This window comes from Methylobacillus glycogenes JCM 2850, assembly GCF_000617925.1.
Classification (GTDB): domain Bacteria; phylum Pseudomonadota; class Gammaproteobacteria; order Burkholderiales; family Methylophilaceae; genus Methylobacillus; species Methylobacillus glycogenes.
Map to the genome: position 1 here is coordinate 633,359 of NZ_BAMT01000001.1, position 19,292 is coordinate 652,650.

General features: G+C 54.0%; 19 protein-coding genes. 9 read left to right on the forward strand and 10 right to left on the reverse strand.

The window, feature by feature from the left end; translation table 11 throughout:
- Positions 1 to 20: 20 nt before the first annotated feature.
- From JCM2850_RS22310 to JCM2850_RS03090, 3 genes are all read left to right on the forward strand, one after another.
- On the forward strand, positions 21 to 2,987 hold the full coding sequence (locus tag JCM2850_RS22310; protein WP_088177727.1) for a DUF748 domain-containing protein: 2,967 nt from the start codon (positions 21 to 23) through the stop codon (positions 2,985 to 2,987).
- Positions 2,941 to 3,690 carry a DUF748 domain-containing protein gene (locus tag JCM2850_RS22315; protein ID WP_234406051.1) on the forward strand — a complete coding sequence of 250 codons (750 nt, stop codon included), beginning with the start codon at positions 2,941 to 2,943 and terminating at the stop codon, positions 3,688 to 3,690. Before JCM2850_RS22310 ends, JCM2850_RS22315 begins: the two co-directional genes overlap by 47 nt.
- A 126-nt stretch (positions 3,691 to 3,816) precedes the next feature.
- Positions 3,817 to 4,056, forward strand: coding sequence for a hypothetical protein (locus JCM2850_RS03090; protein ID WP_025869735.1), 240 nt, complete (start codon positions 3,817 to 3,819; stop codon positions 4,054 to 4,056).
- Positions 4,057 to 4,177: 121 nt separating this feature from the next.
- On the opposite strand, the gene ribA is transcribed toward JCM2850_RS03090, so the two are convergent.
- Positions 4,178 to 4,801, reverse strand: a complete 624-nt coding sequence (gene ribA / locus JCM2850_RS03095; RefSeq protein ID WP_025869736.1) for a GTP cyclohydrolase II — start codon at positions 4,799 to 4,801, stop codon at positions 4,178 to 4,180.
- A gap of 443 nt (positions 4,802 to 5,244) precedes the next feature.
- Between ribA and JCM2850_RS24230 the strand changes: the two genes are divergently transcribed.
- The 4 genes from JCM2850_RS24230 to JCM2850_RS20210 all read left to right on the forward strand — a co-directional run bounded on the left by JCM2850_RS24230 (position 5,245) and on the right by JCM2850_RS20210 (position 7,547).
- Complete coding sequence (locus JCM2850_RS24230; protein WP_439645841.1) at positions 5,245 to 5,418, forward strand: hypothetical protein; 174 nt, start codon at positions 5,245 to 5,247, stop codon at positions 5,416 to 5,418.
- Positions 5,415 to 6,386, forward strand: a complete 972-nt coding sequence (gene ssuD, locus JCM2850_RS16725) for an alkanesulfonate monooxygenase (RefSeq protein ID WP_439645842.1) — start codon at positions 5,415 to 5,417, stop codon at positions 6,384 to 6,386. The genes JCM2850_RS24230 and ssuD overlap by 4 nt, the downstream gene beginning before the upstream one ends.
- A gap of 86 nt (positions 6,387 to 6,472) precedes the next feature.
- Entirely contained in the window at positions 6,473 to 7,282 is an 810-nt protein-coding gene (locus JCM2850_RS16730) for an AMP-binding protein (RefSeq protein WP_051525234.1), read from the forward strand.
- Positions 7,263 to 7,547: a hypothetical protein gene (locus JCM2850_RS20210; RefSeq protein ID WP_051525235.1), complete on the forward strand. Its 285-nt coding sequence runs from the start codon at positions 7,263 to 7,265 to the stop codon at positions 7,545 to 7,547. The genes JCM2850_RS16730 and JCM2850_RS20210 overlap by 20 nt, the downstream gene beginning before the upstream one ends.
- Positions 7,548 to 7,650: 103 nt before the next feature.
- Here the strand turns inward: JCM2850_RS20210 and JCM2850_RS03115 are convergent, their stop codons facing one another.
- The 9 genes from JCM2850_RS03115 to glgB form a co-directional block, all read right to left on the reverse strand.
- Positions 7,651 to 8,220, reverse strand: coding sequence for a manganese efflux pump MntP (locus JCM2850_RS03115; protein WP_081774923.1), 570 nt, complete (start codon positions 8,218 to 8,220; stop codon positions 7,651 to 7,653).
- Positions 8,221 to 8,558: 338 nt separating this feature from the next.
- On the reverse strand, positions 8,559 to 8,927 hold the full coding sequence (locus JCM2850_RS03125; RefSeq protein WP_025869738.1) for a hypothetical protein: 369 nt from the start codon (positions 8,925 to 8,927) through the stop codon (positions 8,559 to 8,561).
- 119 nt (positions 8,928 to 9,046) lie between these two features.
- Entirely contained in the window at positions 9,047 to 10,081 is a 1,035-nt protein-coding gene (locus JCM2850_RS03130; protein WP_025869739.1) for a hypothetical protein, read from the reverse strand.
- Between the two features lie 5 nt (positions 10,082 to 10,086).
- The gene (locus tag JCM2850_RS03135; RefSeq protein ID WP_025869740.1) at positions 10,087 to 10,758 is read right to left on the reverse strand and encodes an ArnT family glycosyltransferase; all 672 of its coding nucleotides are present in this window, start codon (positions 10,756 to 10,758) and stop codon (positions 10,087 to 10,089) included.
- A complete protein-coding gene (locus tag JCM2850_RS03140; protein ID WP_025869741.1) occupies positions 10,751 to 11,761 on the reverse strand; it encodes an NAD-dependent epimerase in 1,011 nt (336 codons plus the stop codon). The genes JCM2850_RS03135 and JCM2850_RS03140 overlap by 8 nt, the downstream gene beginning before the upstream one ends.
- Positions 11,758 to 12,108 carry a lipid-A-disaccharide synthase N-terminal domain-containing protein gene (locus JCM2850_RS03145; RefSeq protein ID WP_025869742.1) on the reverse strand — a complete coding sequence of 117 codons (351 nt, stop codon included), beginning with the start codon at positions 12,106 to 12,108 and terminating at the stop codon, positions 11,758 to 11,760. Before JCM2850_RS03145 ends, JCM2850_RS03140 begins: the two co-directional genes overlap by 4 nt.
- A 3-nt stretch (positions 12,109 to 12,111) precedes the next feature.
- Positions 12,112 to 12,837, reverse strand: coding sequence for a glycosyltransferase family 2 protein (locus tag JCM2850_RS03150; protein ID WP_234406052.1), 726 nt, complete (start codon positions 12,835 to 12,837; stop codon positions 12,112 to 12,114).
- A 347-nt stretch (positions 12,838 to 13,184) separates the two neighbouring features.
- A complete protein-coding gene (locus JCM2850_RS03155) occupies positions 13,185 to 13,556 on the reverse strand; it encodes a hypothetical protein (RefSeq protein WP_025869744.1) in 372 nt (123 codons plus the stop codon).
- A 179-nt stretch (positions 13,557 to 13,735) separates the two neighbouring features.
- Positions 13,736 to 15,916, reverse strand: coding sequence for a 1,4-alpha-glucan branching protein GlgB (glgB, locus tag JCM2850_RS03160; RefSeq protein WP_025869745.1), 2,181 nt, complete (start codon positions 15,914 to 15,916; stop codon positions 13,736 to 13,738).
- 204 nt (positions 15,917 to 16,120) lie between these two features.
- Between glgB and glgC the strand changes: the two genes are divergently transcribed.
- Positions 16,121 to 17,404: a glucose-1-phosphate adenylyltransferase gene (gene glgC, locus JCM2850_RS03165; protein WP_025869746.1), complete on the forward strand. Its 1,284-nt coding sequence runs from the start codon at positions 16,121 to 16,123 to the stop codon at positions 17,402 to 17,404.
- A 139-nt stretch (positions 17,405 to 17,543) separates the two neighbouring features.
- Positions 17,544 to 19,277 carry a glycoside hydrolase family 57 protein gene (locus tag JCM2850_RS03170; protein WP_025869747.1) on the forward strand — a complete coding sequence of 578 codons (1,734 nt, stop codon included), beginning with the start codon at positions 17,544 to 17,546 and terminating at the stop codon, positions 19,275 to 19,277.
- Positions 19,278 to 19,292: the final 15 nt, after the last annotated feature.

Below are 19,292 nucleotides of genomic sequence, written 5' to 3' on the forward strand. Positions count from 1 at the left end.
TGAGTGATTAGCGTGACTGTATGAACAAAATACTCAAGCAGATACCAAGCCGAGCCAAAACCCTATTGCTAAGCCTGCCTGTCATGATGACGGCAGGTTTTATCGTCTCATATTTGTTGCTGGGCTATTTTGCCGTTAACCCGATAGCGCAGCGTGTGCTGCCCTGGGTGGGTGAAAACAAGCTGGCCAGCAAGCTGAGCGCAGGCCGTGTCAGCTTTGACCCGCTGCGTTTGGCATTGACGGTGGAGCAATTGAATCTATCCACGTCTGAGGGAAGCTCGCTGGCAGGCTTGGAGCGCTTGCATGCCGATCTGGAAGTCTCAGGCATCATGCGCTGGTCCTGGCGCCTCAAGGACGTGCAGTTAAGCAAACCCCACCTCACGTTTGAAAGCCGCAAGGGCGGAGGCAGCAACTGGTCAGCCCTGATTGCCAAGCTCAATGAAACGCCGGACGACGAGCCCAAAAAAGGCATGGCGCGACTACTGATAGACCACCTCTTGATTGCGCAGGGCGATATTGAATATATAGACAATAACCGCGCCGAGACCTTCCGCGCGGTACTTGAACCCCTTGATCTGGAGCTGGATGGCTTCTCCACCTTGCCTGAAGATTTAGGTGATTACGCTATCCTGGCCAAGTTGCCGGAACAAGGTGGCACGCTGAAGTGGAAGGGTGAGCTTGGTCTGAATCCTTTATTCTCCAATGGCAAGGTAGAGCTGGAAGGCTTGCGCCTGGCCAAGCTGCTGAAAGTATTGCCACCTGGAACCCTGCCCATCAGGTTGAATGAGGGTAGCCTGAAAACCAGCCTGGATTATGAGTTTGTGCTCAAGGATGACCAGCCGCATGTCAAGGTCAGCAAGCTGTCCATGCTGCTGGAAGGCTTGACGGCAACGCTGCTGCAATCGCGTGATCAGGCAGGGGCATTGCGCTTGCAGCAGGCGCAATTGAATTTGCCCAGCCTGGAATACCTGGGCACGCCACAGCCGCAACTGCATTTGCAAGACCTGACACTTGAGTTGCACGAGCTAGGCTTGAGCCAATCCGGGGTGGCGCTGCTTGAGCTGCCCAGAGTGCAACTGGATGGCCTGGGTTTTGATTTGCAAGCGCGGCAGCTAGATATTGCCAGCGTCAAGCTTGCCAGTGGCAATCTGCATGCAGTGCGGGATGCCAATGGTGAAATCAATTGGCAGTGGCTACAGCAGGCAGTGCAACAGCCTGAAGAAGTGCAAGCTGCAAAGTCTGATACCCAGCCAGAGCAAAATCAAGCCGCGGAGGCTGATCAAGCTGGCTTTAATGTTGTGCTGCATGAGTTGGCGCTGCAAGAATTTGCGCTGGATTTTGAAGATAAAAGCTTCAAGCAACCTTTAAAACTAGCAGCGCAGGATTTCCAGCTTAATCTGCAGCTGGCTGCGCAAAACGGCAATGTAGAAGTCAGCGAACTCAATAGCACGCTAGGCCCGCTGCAAGTGCGTTCCGGCCAGGAGAAAAAGCCTGTTGCCACATTGAGCAAGATAGACCTGAGTGGCGGCAAGCTGGATTTGTCGCAGCGCAAGCTGGATATAGCCGCCATCACCTTGCAAGGCTTGCAGTCCGATATCATCAAAAGCGCCAATGGCATCAACTGGCAAAATCTGCTGCAGACAGCGAATGCAACATCACAATCTGCCGAGCCTAAATCTAGCAATACGGCAGACCCAGCAGCACCTGCCTGGAATGTAGAACTGGCACGCCTGGCCCTGCAAAATGCCGCGCTGCATATCGAAGATCAAACCCCGCAGCAAGCGGTGAAGTTAGACCTGGATAATCTGGGCCTGGAGCTAAGCAAGCTTAGCCTGGATACCAAGCGCGCCTTGCCAGTGAAGCTGGGCTTTAAGGTGAAGCAGGGCGGTAGCTTCAATCTGGATGGCAAGTTGACACCAGCCACGCTCAATGCCGATTTCAAGCTAAAACTGAGTGAGCTTTCCCTGCTGCCGTTTGCGCCCTATGTTAATCAGGCGGCGCTGCTAAAGCTCAATGCCGGACAATTCAATAGCGCTGGTCAGCTCAGCCTCAAGCAGGCTAAGGATATGGAGTACAAGGGCGGCTTTAGTGTAGACAAGCTGGATATCACTGAGGAAGAGGGCGGCCAACCTTTCCTGGGCTGGCACAGCCTGCTCAGCAACAGCCTGACCCTGAGCAATCACAGCTTGCACATGGCGGAGCTACAAATACATCAGCCCAAGGGCAAATTCATCATCTATGAGGATAGAAGCCTCAACATCAAGCGCATCATGCGTGATCAGGGGCAATCTGCCGGGCAAGCTCCACTAGCCCAGGCAGCAGCGCCATCAACGGCACAGTCTCAAACAGAAAAACCCCAGGCTAAAAAAGCGCTGTCTCGCACTGGCAAGACAGCCAAAAGTAAGCCTGCCCAGGCTGAGAGCAAGCCTGTTGCGCCTGTAGAACCAGCGGCTGCCAAGCCTGACTTTGCCATCGCCATAGAGCGCATACGCATAGATCAGGCGCAGCTGGAGTTTGCCGATCTCTCACTACGGCCGCAGTTTGGTACTTATATCAACAGCCTCTCTGGTGTCATCAACGGCTTATCCAGTGAGCCACGCGCTACCGCGCAGGTAGAGCTGGATGGCAAGGTAGATGAATTTGGTTCTGCGCGTATACGTGGCGCTGTACAGCCGTTCCAGGCAACTGAATTTACTGACCTTAAGCTGGTGTTCCGCAATCTGGAAATGAACCGCCTCACGCCTTACTCGGGCAAATTTGCGGGTAGGCGCATAGATGCGGGCAAGCTATCTGTCGATCTGGAATACAAGATCAAGCAGCGCAAGCTGGCCGGAGAAAACAAATTTGTCATCAACAAACTCAAGCTGGGTGAGAAGGTTGAGAGCGAAGATGCGGTGAATCTGCCGCTGGATCTGGCGATAGCCTTGCTGGAAGACAGCAATGGCATTATCGATCTTGATCTGGCCAGTCTCAGGCAGCCTGGATGACCCTGAGTTCAGTTATGGCAAGGTGGTATGGAAAGCCTTGGTGAATGTCTTGGGCAAAATTGTGACCTCGCCTTTCCGTGCCTTGGGCAATCTGCTGGGCCTGGGTTCAGACAAGCTGGAAGCGCTGGTGTTTGATACGGGTAGCGCCAAGCTGGCACCGCCAGAGCAGGAAAAGCTCAAGGCACTGAGCACCGCCTTGGCCAAACGCCCCAATCTGCTGCTGTCGATTGCCCCTGTGATTGATGAAAAGCGTGATGCCCGCGCCTTGCAAGAGCAATCTGTGCGCAATCAGGTGATCGCCAAGACCGGGGTCAAATTAGCCCCCGGCGAGCAGGCTGGGCCTGTTGATCTGGGTAATAGCCGTATACGCCTGGCTTTGAGCAAGTTGGTGCGTGAGCAGCTCAGCCATGAAAAAGTGGCGGCTTTACGTAAACAGGCCAAAGACTATGCCAAGGATAAAGACGAGCAAGAGGCGCAACAATATGAATACGCTCAAATGCTTGAAGCCCTGGTCAGCAATACCAAGGTAGAGGCTGCCTGGCTACCCACGCTCTCCCAGGCCAGGGCGCAAGCCGTGCAGCAGTATCTGCAAGTTGAGCAAGGCTTGCCTGCCGAAAGGCTCAAGCTGTTGGAGCCCAAGCAAGTCTCTGCCTCTGGTACAGAAGTCTCCATGCCGTTGGAGTTGGGCGTAGCTAAACACTAGTTACAATATTTTCGGCACTTCTCATCACTGTTGCGGTCGTACCAGGGCGAGTACCTTAATCTTGCCCGGGGAAGACATGACATTTAACCCCGGGTCACTTAACCTGAAGTGAGGATGGAAGTCATCATGAAGATCGATATCTACAAGAGCGCCACCAGCAGCAATAAGTATCTTTCGGTTCTAGCAGGCAGCGATATCAGCAAGGTCGATATCCCAGATCCGGATTATGCCAAGTTGATTCACCAGGCATCTGCCATCGATGTTGAAGGCGATGTGCACCAGCCGGGCTATGATTCTGGGCTGATTCTCAAGGATATTCAGCAGCACGGTTATCACTTGCATCATGTAAAACGCGCTTTCAGCTAGCGTTTGTTCATCAGCAATCAAGGCTGCAAGTGTGAAAAAGGGGGCATAGCCCCCTTTGTTTTCTCCAGTTTTGCCACTGATCAGCCGCAGTGCCAATCCAGGCTAACTGCAACTAAGCCAATTAAAGCTCACCAAAATCTGGCCCAGTTTCCTCAGCAATAAAATGCCCCAGCTTATCGCGCTTGGTCAGTAGATATTGCACGTTATCCTGATTGGGTTGTATCAGCAGCGGAATACGCTGCGTAACGACCAGGCCAGCCTCTTGCAGGCTGCTGACCTTGTCTGGGTTATTGGTCATTAACTGTAGTGACTGCACGCCGAGGTCACGCAGGATATCGGCGGCAGCCTCATAGCTACGCTGATCTATAGGCAAGCCCAGGTGCAGATTGGCATCAACGGTATCCAGCCCCTGATCTTGCAGCGCATAAGCGTGTATCTTGTTAGCCAGGCCTATGCCACGGCCTTCATGGCCCTTGAGATAGAGCAACACGCCCCGGCCAGCCTCGGCAATCAGGCTTTGTGCCAGTACCAGCTGTTCACCGCAGTCGCAGCGGTTGGATGAAAAAATGTCGCCAGTCAGGCATTCAGAATGCACACGCACCAGCACATTTTCATTGCTGAGCACATGCCCGGCCACCAGGGCTACGTGCTCCTGCCCGGTTTTTTCGTCTTGGTATACATGGATAATGAATTGGCCGTACTTGGTGGGTAGGGCAGAGGAAGATATTTTTCGGATCGTGCTCATATCGGTGATGCTTTATGCTGAAGCCGCGCTTGTTCCGCGCAAGGGGGCAGATTAAATTAAAACTGCCAGGGATGCTACCTATTTCATGTCTTGATCAGCTCTAGATAAATTCAAGATCAACTTCGCTTGCCGTGTTTTGGCGCGCAGTTTTGGGAAATGTTCTTTAGCAGCAATTGTGCCATCGCCAGGCAAGGCTCTCGGCAAGCAATGCGACGGTCATTCTAAGTCGTCATCGCCAGCATCAACTGCTGCTGTGGCAGCAAATTCGGCCAATATAGCCATTTTCAGCTGTTGATTGGGAAACAAAGCCTAGCTTACATGCTGCCAATGCAACAGAGGTTTGCTTGGAATGAATACAGCCTCATGTAAAACAAGGACTTGTGCTGTGGCATGGAGCTTGCAGAACTTCTGGATTAAACGATACAAGATTCAGGGATTGCAGGATGGAGATTTTCTGGTTTATTCCCACGCACGGTGATAGCCGCTATCTGGGAACCAGCCATGGTGGCCGCGCCGTCAGCCACCACTATTTGCGACAAGTGGCCCAGGCTGCCGATGAGCTGGGTTTCAAGGGGGTACTAATCCCGACAGGCGCTCTTGCGAAGATGCCTGGGTGATTGCTTCCTCGCTGGTCAACTTTACCCAGCGGCTTAAATTTCTGGTGGCAATACGGCCTGGCGTAATTTCACCCACGGTGTCGGCTCGCATGGCGGCTACACTGGATAGAATTTCCAATGGGCGTTTGCTGATCAATGTGGTCAGCGGAGGCGACCCTGATGAGCAGCATGGCGATGGCAATTTCCTTGACCATGCTGAGCGCTATGCCGAGGCGGATGAATTTCTCAAGGTCTGGCGCGGGGTTGCCGCAGGCGAGACGGTGGATTTTGCTGGAGAGTACATAAAGGTCAGCAATGCCAAGACCATGTACCCCCCGGTGCAAAAACCTTACCCACCCCTGTTTTTTGGTGGCTCCTCGCCCGAGGCGGTGGAGCTGGCAGCGCAGCAGATTGATGTTTACCTGACCTGGGGCGAGCCTCTGGCCGCAGTGGCAGAGAAAATCGCCACAGTGCGCGCACGAGCGGCGGCTGTTGGTCGCCAGCTTAAATTTGGCATACGCCTGCATGTGATCGTGCGTGAAACCAGCGAGCAAGCCTGGCAAGCGGCCGATAGCCTGATCTCGCATCTCAGCGATGACACCATCAGCAAGGCGCAGCAGGCGTTTGCACGTTTTGATTCAGAAGGGCAACGCCGCATGTCGGCCTTGCATGGCGGGCGGCGCGACCGCTTGTTGGTAGCGCCCAACCTTTGGGCCGGGGTAGGGCTGGTGCGCGGCGGTGCTGGCACTGCCCTGGTGGGTAACCCCGAGGAAGTGGCGCAGCGCATACAAGAGTATGCGGCCTTGGGCATAGAGTATTTCATCTTCTCCGGCTACCCTCATCTGGAAGAGTCTTACCGTGTTGCAGAGCTATTGTTCCCGTTGTTGCCAGGCTATGGTTCACAAGCCGACAAGCATCTGGATGGCCCTATAGGTGAGATGGTGGCCAATGATATTGTGCCGCCCAAACAACAGCAGCAAACGCCTTGAGGCAGCATGATCACAAAATGAAGTGGCCAAGCGGCCATCTCATATAGCCGTGCAAAAGCACGGCAACTCATAAGAAAGGAAGGGCGATGGCAAGCAATACCTTACCGCACTGGTTGATACACCATGCCGAAACCCAAGCTCGGCGTATTGCCCTGCGGCATAAGCAGCAAAGTGTCTGGCATGAGCAGTCTTGGAAAGCCTTGCAGACCGAAATCGTCAAACTGGTTGATGCCCTGGCAGGCTTGGGTTTTGGTGTGGGCGATACTCTGGTTTTATTGACCCACCCCAGGCGCGAGGCCTTGCTGCTCTCGCTCGCTGCCCAATGGCTGGGTGGCGTGGCCGCCCCCATAGACCCCTCGCTGGAGAGTGAGACACTCAGCTTGCTGCTGGATCATTTGAAGCCTGGGTTTGTCTTTGCTGAAGCGCAGCAGCAGGTTGCACAGGCGCAGGCCAATAGCCGTGCCGATGCGCAGATTATTCATGCCGAGCCATTGCCAGGCCATGCCAGCGCTCGCGTGCAGCATTATCAGCGCCTGCTGGATCAAGCCCGGCCTGCGAGCCGGGCACCGCTGGCAGAGGCCGAGCATTCCGCGTTTGCGCTGTATAGGCTCAATGGCTTGCGGCAGGTGCAAGTGGAACATTTCAGACATGAGGAATTGGTGAAAGAGGGCAGGCAGCTGGTGTTTACCGAGCGCCTGGGGCGGCATGAACAAGCCCTGGCCGCCAGAGTTTTCGCCACCAGTGGCTATTTGCGCTATGTGCTGGCACCTTGGCTCACCGCAGGTTTTACCCTGAATTTCCCGCAAAGCATAGACACACGTGATGATGACAGGCGTGAACTCAAGCCTACCCTGGTGGCAGGCACGCGCGATACCTATGAGCGTCTGGAAGGCTGATCAGGCACAATTGCCCCTGCCGGATAGCCTGGCTGGCAGGCTGGTGACTTATGCACTGCGGCCAGATGGTACGGTGTTACAACGCTTTCTGGGTTATTGGCTGGTGAAGCGGCGTTTACGCAATGTGATTGGCTTTTCCCATATCCGCGTGCCCTTGCTGATAGGCCCGGCCTTGCCACAGGAGTCTTTGCAGTTTTTCCGCAGTCTGGATATTCATATCCACACCTGGGATAAAGTGGCTAACTGGCGCACATTAGCACCATGACCTACAAGCAAGTGCCTGCAACAGCGGCTACGCCTGACAGCGAGATCAAACGCGCATCTTAAGTTGAGTATAAACTTAAAGAGATATAAGGCTTGCTACTAGCTTAACCCGCGCCCATCAGATGCTTGTGCAGTATCAGCGCGCCTATGGTGATCAAAATCAAACCGCCTATGACTTCCACGGTGCGGCGCGAGGCACCGCCCAGGATACGGCCCAGCATCACCCCTATGGTGACCATGACAAAGGTCACCAAGCCTATGGCAATGGCAACAGGCAGAATGTCTACGTCGAGGAAGGCCAGACTGACGCCCACACTCATGGCGTCTATGCTGGTGCCAAAAGCGGTCATCGCCAGCAGCACAAAGGAATGGCTGCGCGGCTTTTCCTGCTCCTCGTGGCTGGGCCTGATGCCAGACCAGATCATGCGCAGGCCCAGTGCGGAGAGTATGGCAAAGGCAATCCAGTGATCCCAGGCGGTGACGTAATTGGCAGCAAAGCGCCCGGCGCTCCAGCCCACCAGTGGCGTAATTGCCTCTATCACCCCAAAAATCAAACCAGTACGCAGCGCCTCCAGCAGGCGTGGCCTGTGCAACATGGCGCCTTTGCCTATGGCAGCAGCAAAGGCATCAGCCGACATGGCCAATGCAAGAAACAATATAGATAAAAAACTCATGGATAAACTTCAGACTAGGGTTGGGCATACGCAAAATGGAGATCAGGCCGCCCAACCGCACTGCTGATCACCACTTTGGTCTCGCCAACCAGACAGGCTGCCCGTACCACGACCTAAGCCGAGAATGTTGATACGGGCGCTTCACTTGGAAGCAGGCTACTCCCCAAAAGGAGGGCGCATTTTACAACAAACTTGAATCCACTGTCATGCGCGGAAAGTGGGAAAGTACTCTGGAGCCGTCGTGGGCTGTTATGCGACTAACTCATGCAGCAGCTATGAGCTAAAGCAAGTCAGCCACACGCTAATGCGTTATAGAAACTCTGCCACCCGCTAATGCGTTATAGCAACTCATTCTGAGCGCGCGTTGCATCTTGGGATTGCTGCGCTTGCCGAGGCTGTGCCTGCATGGTGATTTTGAGTTCCTCTTTCATCTGGTCCAGCAGTTGCTGCTTTTCGTCATCACTCATCGCCGCAAACTCCTCTGGCGTCACGCCATGGCTGTGCAGCCAAATCCATTGCATGCGTTCGGCTTCAGACATTTTCATAAACGCCTCCAGCTCACTGGCGGCACTGGAAATATTCACCACACTGGATGCGCCAGCCGCAGCTCCCGTTGCCCCTGTGCTGCCTGTAGCCTGCGGCAGGGGACGGTTTTGTGCGGCAATGGCGTTTAAATAGCCCGCATTGAATTGCGTGTTGATCTGCATTTTTGCGCTCCCTTGTTAGTCCTTTTCACGGACTAATGCCGTGGCTTTTTAGCCTAGCATTGAGAATGCAGGGCTAAAGTGCAGAACAAGGCAGCTTATTGCGGCTTATTCACTTGAACTTACTTGCTTGAACTAGAGGGGGCATGCGCCAGGCTGAGTTGCCATAGCGTGAACTCACCCACCTGCCGCAGCGGCAATGCGGTGATTCCAGGCAGGGTAGGCTGTTGCGTGCCTATTATCAACAAATGCCCATCATGTGCCAGTTTTGGCGCAATAGCTTCAGGTTTTATCACTGCCACTATGCCTGGGCTATAGAAAGATAAAGCCCCATCCCCGGGCGCTAGCTGCAGCAAGGCTTGAGATTGCAAATGCTGGGTTTGTGAATTCTGGGTTTGTAAATTTTGGGTTTGTAAATCATGCCCCTGCATGATGGACAGCATCATATTGCGGGCATCCCACTTGTCGGTTTGCTGGCTGCGCTGTAGTTCACTGACGTTGTAGAGTAGACAGGTGAGCATGCTGATCAGCAACACTGGCGTGGCCAATGGGTGTATGACTACGCGCCAGTTAAGCACCGCCAGCAGCACCATGATGCCCGGCATAAGCACCAGCCAAAGATTGTTCGAGAATATGGATTGAGCGTGCGCTGAGTTAAAACTCCAGCCCAGGGTTTTACCCAGGGCAACAATCAGCGCAATGCCTAAGCCCAGTACCGCCAAATACAAGCTCCAGCGCAGCCAGCGCCTTTTATTCAGGGTTGCAACAAAATACCCCAGCACAATGGCCAGTGGCGGTGCCAACAGCAAGGCATATTGCGTTTGCTTGTTGACGGTGAGGCTCAGCAACACCAGTACGACCAATAACCAGAGCGTGGCAAATTTCAGCGGCAGCGGTATTGAGGCTTTACGCTGGGCAAAGTAATCCTGATACAAGCTGTACAAAGCCGCGGGCAGCAGCAATATCCAGGGCATGAAAAACTCCCAGATATGCGCCAGATACCACCAGGCAGGCTGAGCGTGATTGCCGCTGATAAAGGTCTCGTCTACCTGTTTGCCAACATAGCTTTGCAACAGATCAGGCATGGTCAACCAAAGCCAGCCATACCAGGCCCCGGCGACCAATAACAACAGCAGCAGACAACGCCAGTTGAGCAAAGCGGCTAAGCGCCTGGCTTATGCTCAAGCACAGCAAACCCAGCGGTCACCAGCAGCGGGATAGCCAGGCCAGCCGGGCCTTTGCTGAGAAAAGCCAGCCCGCTGAACAAGGCCAGGCCCAGGGCAGGCCAAGGTTTTACCTGATTCTGCGTTACCACCTGATAACCGCATAAACAGGCGGCACTAATCCACAACATCAGCCCGGCATCTGCTTCCGCACTGCGGCCATAGCGTAGGGCAAGAAAGCTGGTGGCCAGCACCAAAGCGCTATTGATGGCGGCAGCATAGTGCGAGCGTGCTTGTGTCTTGGCATCGTTGACCGTGCCTGACGGCAGCGCAGCATTGCGCCGCAGCCATTCAAACAGCAGCAAAGCCGTGAGCAGGCTAGCCAGCACCGAGGGTAAGCGCGCAGCCCAGGCGGAGACGCCAAACAACTGATAACTGGCGGCGCTCAGCCAATAGGGCAGCGGTGGCTTTTGCAGCCGCAACTCGCCATTGAGCCTGGGGATGGCGTAATCCCCGCTCAGCAGCATTTCGCGCGCGGTTTCTGCCACGCGTACCTCCTGCACCTTATATAAAGGCCGCGCCTGCAAGCCTGAGAGCAGGCTGGTGCCCAGTAACAGGCTGAGCAACAGCCAGGCCCAGTAATGTGGTGCTAGCTTGAGAGTATTAGGCATGGGCTAGTTGAGGCTGCGTGGTAGCGTAGTAATCCTGATACCAGTCACAAAAGCGTTGCAGCCCGCTGGCCAGTGGCGTTTGCGGACGAAACCCTACCCATGCTTCCAGCGCGGCGGTGTCGGCATAGGTGGCGGGCACATCCCCGGCTTGCATGGGCAAAAACTCCTTGGGCGCAGTTTTCCCCAGGTGCTGCTCCAGCAGGGCAATAAAGTCCAGCAAAGGGGCAGGCTGGCTATTGCCTATATTAAAAATGCGATAAGGCGCGGTGCTGGTGAGCGGGGTCGCTGGCTTGTCCAGCACCTTAAGTACCCCTTGAACAATGTCATCTATATAAGTGAAATCACGCAACATTTTTCCGTGATTAAACACCTTGATCGCCCGACCGTTGAGGATGGCATCGGCAAACAAAAATGGCGACATGTCCGGGCGGCCCCAAGGGCCATAAACAGTGAAAAAGCGTAAGCCCGTGGTGGGGAATTGATATAAATGGCTATAGGTATGCGCCATCAATTCATTGGCTTTCTTGGTGGCGGCATAAAGGCTGACCGGGTGGTCAACCACATTCTGCTCAGAAAACGGCAGCTTGGTATTGCCGCCATAAACGCTGGAAGAACTGGCGTAAACCAGATGCTTGATACTGCCATGCCTACAGCCTTCGAGGATATTGGTAAAAGCCAGCAGGTTATTGTCTACATAGCTAAGCGGGGCCTGCAATGAGTGCCTGACCCCGGCCTGCGCCGCCAGATGAATGACCAATTCTGGTTGATATTGCGCAAACATGGCCGCTGTCTTTTCTGCGTCACGTAAGTCCAGCTGGGCAAAGTTGAATCCCTGATACCCGGGTAGCGTTTGCAATCGAGCCATGCGGGCCTGCTTCAGGCTGACATCGTAATAATCATTGAGATTGTCTACGCCCAACACCTGCTCGCCACGGGCCAGCAGGGCAGCCGTTACATGGTGGCCGATAAAACCAGCCGCACCCGTCAGTAGAATGCGGCTCATGATGCCAGCTCCGTTTGCAAGCCAGCCTTGCGCTGGCGGTGTATCAGCATCAGGTTGCGGCTATAAACCAGCGTGCCCGGTAACTGCCCCAGAATAATGACTGGGTCTAGCCTATGTACACCATAAGCCAGCACTATCAGGCCACCGCCCAGGCTCAGGTACCAAAAGCTAACAGGGATCAGGCTTTGCCCGTGGCGCTCGCTATAAATCCATTGCACGATAAAACGCATCATAAACATGGTCTGGCCTGCCAGGCCTATTGCCAGCCACAGCAAGTCATAGCCCGCCATACCGTTGAAATGCTGGTAGAGGCTATCGCCCAGCTGTGAAAAGAGATTACCCAGCATAGTCTAGATCTCCGTACGCTGAGGCAGCTTGGCCCGTCTTTGCAGCCAGGCCACACCTGCCAGGTCAACAATACCCACCAACAATCTATCCAGCGTGCCATAGTTGGATGCACCATGTTCGCGCTTGCGATGGCTGACGTGCACCGAAACCACACGCCCGCCACGGCGCTTGATCAGGGCGGGTAAAAAACGGTGCATATGGTCGAAATAGGGCAGGTCGAGGAAGGCCGCACGTTGAAACAGCTTAAGCCCACAGCCTGTATCTGGCGTATCGTCACGCAGCAGGCGCGAGCGCACGCCATTGGCTATCACCGATGACAAGCGCTTGACTGGTCCATCCTGACGGCTCTGGCGGCGGTTGCCACCTACCAGCTCCACGCCAGGCTCCAGAGCTGCCAATAGCTTGGGGATATCATAGGGATTGTTCTGCCCATCGCCATCCAGCGTGGCAATCCAATCATAACTTGCTGCCAATACACCGCTACGCACGGCGGTACTTTGCCCGCAACTTTTTGCATGACGAATAATGCGCACACCATGCAAAGCTTGCATGGATTTCAAGCTATCCAGCGTGGCATCGGTGCTGCCATCGTCCACATAGATAATCTCGTATTCCATGCCAGAGAGCGCTCCCACAATCTCTTGCACCAGTGGCGCTATGTTGTCCTGCTCATTGCGGACAGGCACCACCACAGACAATGCGGGTAAGGCCATATTGGGCAAGTTCAAAACTTTTACTCCTTATCAGTCTTTGTTAGGAAGAAGTCAGGAGCAAAAAGTCTGCCACTATTTCGTGTCAATTATTAGTAACTTGTCACAAAAATATAATCCGGGAGAAAGCATCAAATAGCAATGAACATCGCTAGCGGTTGTTTGTGGTGTATGGCAACGCCACTGATTTCAACATACAGGCATGGCACAGGCAGGAGAATCGATCCATTGCGGATCAACTGTCTGGGCAAGCGAGCTGGAACACCTGATCTCTTAATTCGGCAGGTAACTGGCCATGCCTCAGCCTAGGTTTTCTGGGCAGGAGTTAAGCCTCTCGGGCAAAACTCCGCAGCAGAGAGGGGCAGTTAAAAACCATGGAAATACGCAATGTAATAAAAAGCCACCGGGCAAAGCAGCAGATTGGAAATACACAGCAGGTCGGTCAACTGGTAAATACGGAACAATGACTTGTTGCGGTCAAGAAAACGCTGGCGGAACTTGCTGCTGTTTTGCTTTTTCAAGGTTTTTACATCAAGAATGTGGCGGTCGATAACAAAATTCAGACCCATGGAGCATGCCGTGCAGACGATGGTCAGCCCCAGGCTGCTAAAGAACAGCTCCGGGTTATCCATCACATCGGTGAGGGTCAGGGCAAGGATTGGGAAAAGATAGCCTGTCAGCAACAGATAAAAGCTGGAATAGACATAACGCCTGGCTACGGCACTATATTCACTCATTGGATTTACTCATCGGGGGGGATGGGGGGATAAAAATAAGGTGCGAATATATCATTTTTATTGTTTCCCCGCTGCTATTCCTGCTCAATCAGGCCCTTAAACCAGAACTTTAAATCTGGCCTTTAAATCTAAACCTCAAATCTGAACCTCAAAGCCAGCCTAGCGCCCCCAATGATTGCTCAGCCTGGCTGATGTTGCAAAATAACGCCGCCCAAGGGGGGTAGGGTCACCAGCAATGATTGCGCTTGCCCCATCCATGGCAAGGCTTCGCTCTGCATGCCTTGGCCATTACCCTGATTGCTGCCGCCGTAATATTCAGCATCGCTATTAAATAGCTCGCGATACTGCCCGGCCTCAGGCACACCCACGCGGTAGCCAGTGCGCAGCACCGGGGTAAAGTTGAGCATTACCAGCACAAAGCTGCCATCGCGCGCACGGCGCAAATAATTGATGATGGACTGATCACTATCGCTGCAATCTACCCATTCAAAGCCATGCGGGTCAAAATCCAGGTCATGCAAAGCAGGCAATTCTTTGTACAGGCGGGATAAATCCTGGGTCAGGCGCTGTACACCCTTGTGGCACTCACGCTCCAGCAAGGGCCAATCCAGGCTGCTGTTAACGTTCCACTCGCGGCCCTGGGCAATTTCATTGCCCATAAAGTTGAGCTTTTTGCCAGACATGGTCATCTGGTAAGTGTGCAGCAGGCGCACATTGGCAAACTTCTGCCAGGCATCGCCAGGCATTTTATCCAGCAAAGAGTGCTTGCCGTGTACTACCTCGTCATGGGAGAAGGGCAGCACAAAGTTCTCGCTGTAGGCATACACCTGGCCAAAAGTCAGCTTGTCGTGATGAAAGCGCCTATGTATTGCGTCATGCGCCATATAAGCCAGCGTGTCATTCATCCAGCCCATATTCCACTTCATGGAAAAGCCCAGGCCACCTAAATAGACAGGCCGCGAGACCATGGGCCAGGCGGTGGATTCCTCGGCTATGGTGAGCGCACCGGGGAAATCCTCATGCACCATGATGTTGAGCTGCTTGAGAAAATCAATCGCCTCCAGATTTTCCCGGCCGCCATGGCGGTTGGGCAGCCATTCACCTGCCTTGCGCGAGTAATCCAGATAAATCATCGAGGCCACGGCATCGACACGCAAGCCGTCGATATGGAACTCCGCCAGCCAGTAATGCGCGCTGGCCAGCAAAAAGTTTCTTACTTCATTGCGGCCGTAATTGAAGATATATGTACCCCAATCCTGATGCTCGCCCAGGCGTGGGTCTTCATGCTCAAACAAGGCCGAGCCATCAAAACGTGCCAACGCCCAATCATCCTTGGGGAAGTGCCCTGGCACCCAATCCAGCAACACACCTATGCCAGCCTGGTGGAATTGGTCTACAAAGTAGCGGAAGTCATCCGGGCTGCCAAAGCGGTTGGTAATGCCAAAATAACCTGTGGTCTGATAACCCCAGGACTCATTAAGCGGGTGCTCAGAGACGGGCAGCAATTCAATATGGGTATAGCCCATTTCCAGCACATAAGGCAGCAACTGTTCGGCTAATTCGCGGTAACTGAGAAAGCCGCCATTGGCGTTGCGCCGCCATGAGCCTAAATGAATTTCATAGCAGTTGAAGGGCGCATGCAGCCATTCTGCCTGACCACGCTTTTGCAGCCAGGCACTATCTTGCCAGGCGTAATGGCTGGCCGGGGTTACCTTGGCGGCGGTGCCGGGCAGGTGCTCAAAGCTGAAGCCATAAGGGTCGGTCTTGGTAAACACCTGGCCGCTATGGCGATTGCGAATCTCGAATTTATACAGGCTGCCAGCATCCAGCCCAGGGATGAAAATCTCCCAAACGCCGCTGCCGCCATGCGCGCGCATCGCATGTACGCGGCCATCCCAGTGATTGAAATTGCCCACCACGCTCACACGCTCGGCATTGGGCGCCCACACCACAAAGCGCACGCCTGCCACACCCTGTTGCTCGCCAGCATGGGCACCAAAGGTTTGGTAAGCCTGCTTCAGCCTGCCTTCGGCAAACAGATAAAGCTCATCGCTGGAAAGCGCAGTCCAGAAAGAATAAGCGTCATGGGTTTCCCAGCTATGGCCGTTGGATTCAAGCTTCAGCCTGCAAGGCACAGGGGGCGCAACACTGCCCATCCACTCAAACAAACCGCTTTCATGCACACGCTGCAACGGCTGCCAGGCCTGGCCGTCATGCACCCAAACATTGGCCACATGCGGCTGAAACACGCGCAGCACATATTGCTGCCCACTTTGATGCAAGCCTAAATAAGAAAATGGATCATGGTGGCGTGCGTTGAGAATGTGGGAGAACTGAGGGTCTAATCTTGTTTTCGCCAATCTGAATATCCAGTCTTGTGAGAGCACGCAGTTATAGGGGTCATGCCGGGTAACAAGGATTTTTCCATGCTGGTAATAGCGAGTAGGAACCTTCGTGCCTATAATGGTTCAGAGCAAGCAGTATAAAGGGGATACGTCTGTTCCGCCTCGCCCGTCAGGGCATACAAAAAGCGAAGCACCAACTATAAATCAGGAGGAGCCAAAATGCAGCAGCCAGAACTAAGTTCTTCTCGTTTCGTAAGTACCTTAACCAAGAATACTGTGGCCCTGATACTCGCTGGCGGCAAGGGTAGCCGCCTCAAGGACCTCACCAACTGGACGGCCAAGCCGGCCGTGCCGTTTGGTGGCAAATTCCGCATCATTGATTTTCCGCTGTCCAATTGCATCAACTCTGGCGTACGTCGCATAGGCGTGGTGACGCAATACAAGGCGCACACCCTGATTCAGCATATCCAGCGCGGCTGGGGTTTCTTGCGTGGTGAGTTCAACGAATTTGTTGAGCTGCTGCCCGCGCAGCAACGCGTGCAGGAAGAATGGTACAAAGGCACGGCCGATGCCGTGTTTCAAAACCTAGATATCCTGCGCCAGACCAGCGCTGAGTTTGTGCTGATTTTGGCGGGCGATCATATTTACAAAATGGATTACGGCCAGATGCTGGCAGCCCATGTGCGCAACAAGGCCGACATGACCGTGGCTTGCGTGCATGTGCCCGTGAGGGAAGCCAGCGCTTTTGGCGTAGTCAGCGTGGATGAGCAAGACCGCATCAGAGACTTCAAGGAAAAACCCAAAGACCCAGAAGGCCTGCCCGGCGACCCTGACCATGTGTTGGCCAGCATGGGCATTTATGTCTTCAACGCCGCGTTTTTGTATGAACAACTGATACGCGATGCCGATGACCCGCACTCCAGCCATGATTTTGGTCATGACATCATCCCTTATCTCATCAAAAAATACCGCGTGTTTGCGCATCGCTTTACTGATAGTTGCGTGGGTGCAGCCGATGGCAACTACTACTGGCGCGATGTTGGGACCGTGGATGCCTATTGGGAAGCCAATATGGAGCTAACCAAAGTGGTGCCCGAGCTTAACCTCTATGACAGGCAATGGCCCATCTGGACTTATCAGGAGCAATTGCCGCCAGCCAAGTTTGTGTTTGATAACGAAGAGCGGCGCGGACATGCCACAGACTCACTGATTTCTGGTGGATGCATCATCAGCGGCGCCAATATACGAAACTCTGTGCTGTTTTCCGATGTCAGGGTTAATAGCTATAGCAGCATTGAGCACTCGGTGCTATTACCCAAGGTAGATGTAGGCCGCCACGTGATATTAAAGCGGGTGGTGGTGGATAACGGCGCGCGTATCCCGGATGGTATGGAAATAGGCGTAAATCTGGAGCAGGATAAAAAACGCTTCCATGTCACAGAGTCAGGCGTGGTGCTGGTAACACCCGATATGCTGGGGCAAAACCTGCACCATATACGCTGAACAAGCGAGTAACACAGGCGGTACCGCACGTTGATTGAAAAGCTTGGCTGAGAGTATTTTGTTTAAAGTGTTAAATTAAATAATCCAGCCAAGCCATTGTTTAAGCAAGACTGTTTAAGCACTAAACGTAAAGGTGGATATGACTGCTCCAAAGCTTTACCTCAACCTGTACTGGCACATGCATCAGCCCGATTACCGCGATACCTTAAGCGGTGAATACGTGCTGCCCTGGACCTATCTGCACGCCATCAAGGACTACACCGATATGGCGTATCACCTTGAAAGCAACCCCAAGGCCCGCGCCAGCTTCAACTTTGTACCCGTATTGCTGGATCAGCTGGAAGATTACAGCCAGCAGTTTGCACAGGGCCACCTGCGCGACCCCTTGCTGGCGCTGCTAGCCAAGGAGGACATGAACGCCCTAAACGAGGAAGAGCGCTACCTCATCCTCGATAGCTGCTTCAAGGGCCATCACGAAAAAATGCTGGCACCATTTGCCTACTACCAGTGCCTGCACAATATGTACACCAAGCTTGAGCCGCTGGGCCAGAGCATGTTCAACTACCTTTCCGGCCAATACATGGCCGATCTTATTGTCTGGTATCACCTGGCCTGGACCGGGGAGAGCGTCAGGCGCAACAGCAGCGAGATACAAGCCCTGATGGAAAAGGGCAGCCAGTTTACGCTGGAAGACAGGCAGACACTGCTGCGGGTGATTGCCGAGTTAATCAGTGGCTTAATCCCGCGCTACCGCGCCCTGGAAACCAGCGGCCAGATTGAAATTTCCAGCACCCCACATTACCACCCCATATTGCCGCTGCTACTGGATTTTCGCTCCACGCGCGACGCCATGCCTTATGCCCCCTTGCCGCATACCCTGCAATATCCCGATGGCCGCCAACGTGCCCGCGCGCATATAGAAGAAGCGCAAGCCTCGCACAAACAACGCTTTGGTAAACTGCCCAAAGGCATGTGGCCCGCCGAAGGTGCGGTATCGTATGAGGCGCTTACATTGCTGGCAGAACACGGCGTGCAATGGGCCGCCACCGGGGAGGGCGTGCTGGCCAACAGCCTGTATAAATCCTTTGATACCAGCGAGCTACCACCGCGGCAGGAATACCTCTACAAACCCTACCGCGTCAGCAGTGGCTTGCAAGACATCATCTGCTTCTTCCGCGATGATCACCTCTCCGACAAAATCGGGTTTGAATACTCCACCCAACATGCAGACCAAGCCGTAGCCGACTTTATTGCCAGCCTGGAGCAAATCCATGCGGGCAATAGCAGTGAAAAATCCAGAGTAGTCAGCGTGATACTCGATGGTGAAAACGCCTGGGAATACTACCCCTACAACGGCTATTACTTCCTGAGCCAGCTGTATGCCGCCTTGAGCGAGCATGAGCATATTGTTTTGGCCACCCCCAGCGAAATTGCCAGCCAATGCCGCAAGCCCAGCTCTAACCTGCCGCTGGGGCATTTGCCAACCATAGCGGCGGGTAGCTGGGTGTATGGCAGCTTTAGCACCTGGATAGGCAGCCCAGATAAAAACCTGGGCTGGGATTTGCTGTGCGAGGCCAAGCAAGCCTATGACGAAGTATTGCGTGAAGGCCTGCTCAATGATGACGAGCAAGCGGCAGTGGCGCGCCAACTGGCCATATGTGAAGGCTCAGACTGGTTCTGGTGGTTTGGTGATTACAACTCCGCCATCAGCGTGAGCAGCTTTGACCAGCTTTATAGACGCAACCTGAGCAATCTCTACCATTTACTCAACCTGGAACCGCCTGCCAACCTGCAGCAATCCATCAGCAGTGGTGCCAGCACATCATCGGCAGCCAATGCAGGCACCATGCGTAGAGGGCAAGAAACTCCCTAACCCCCCTGAGATAGG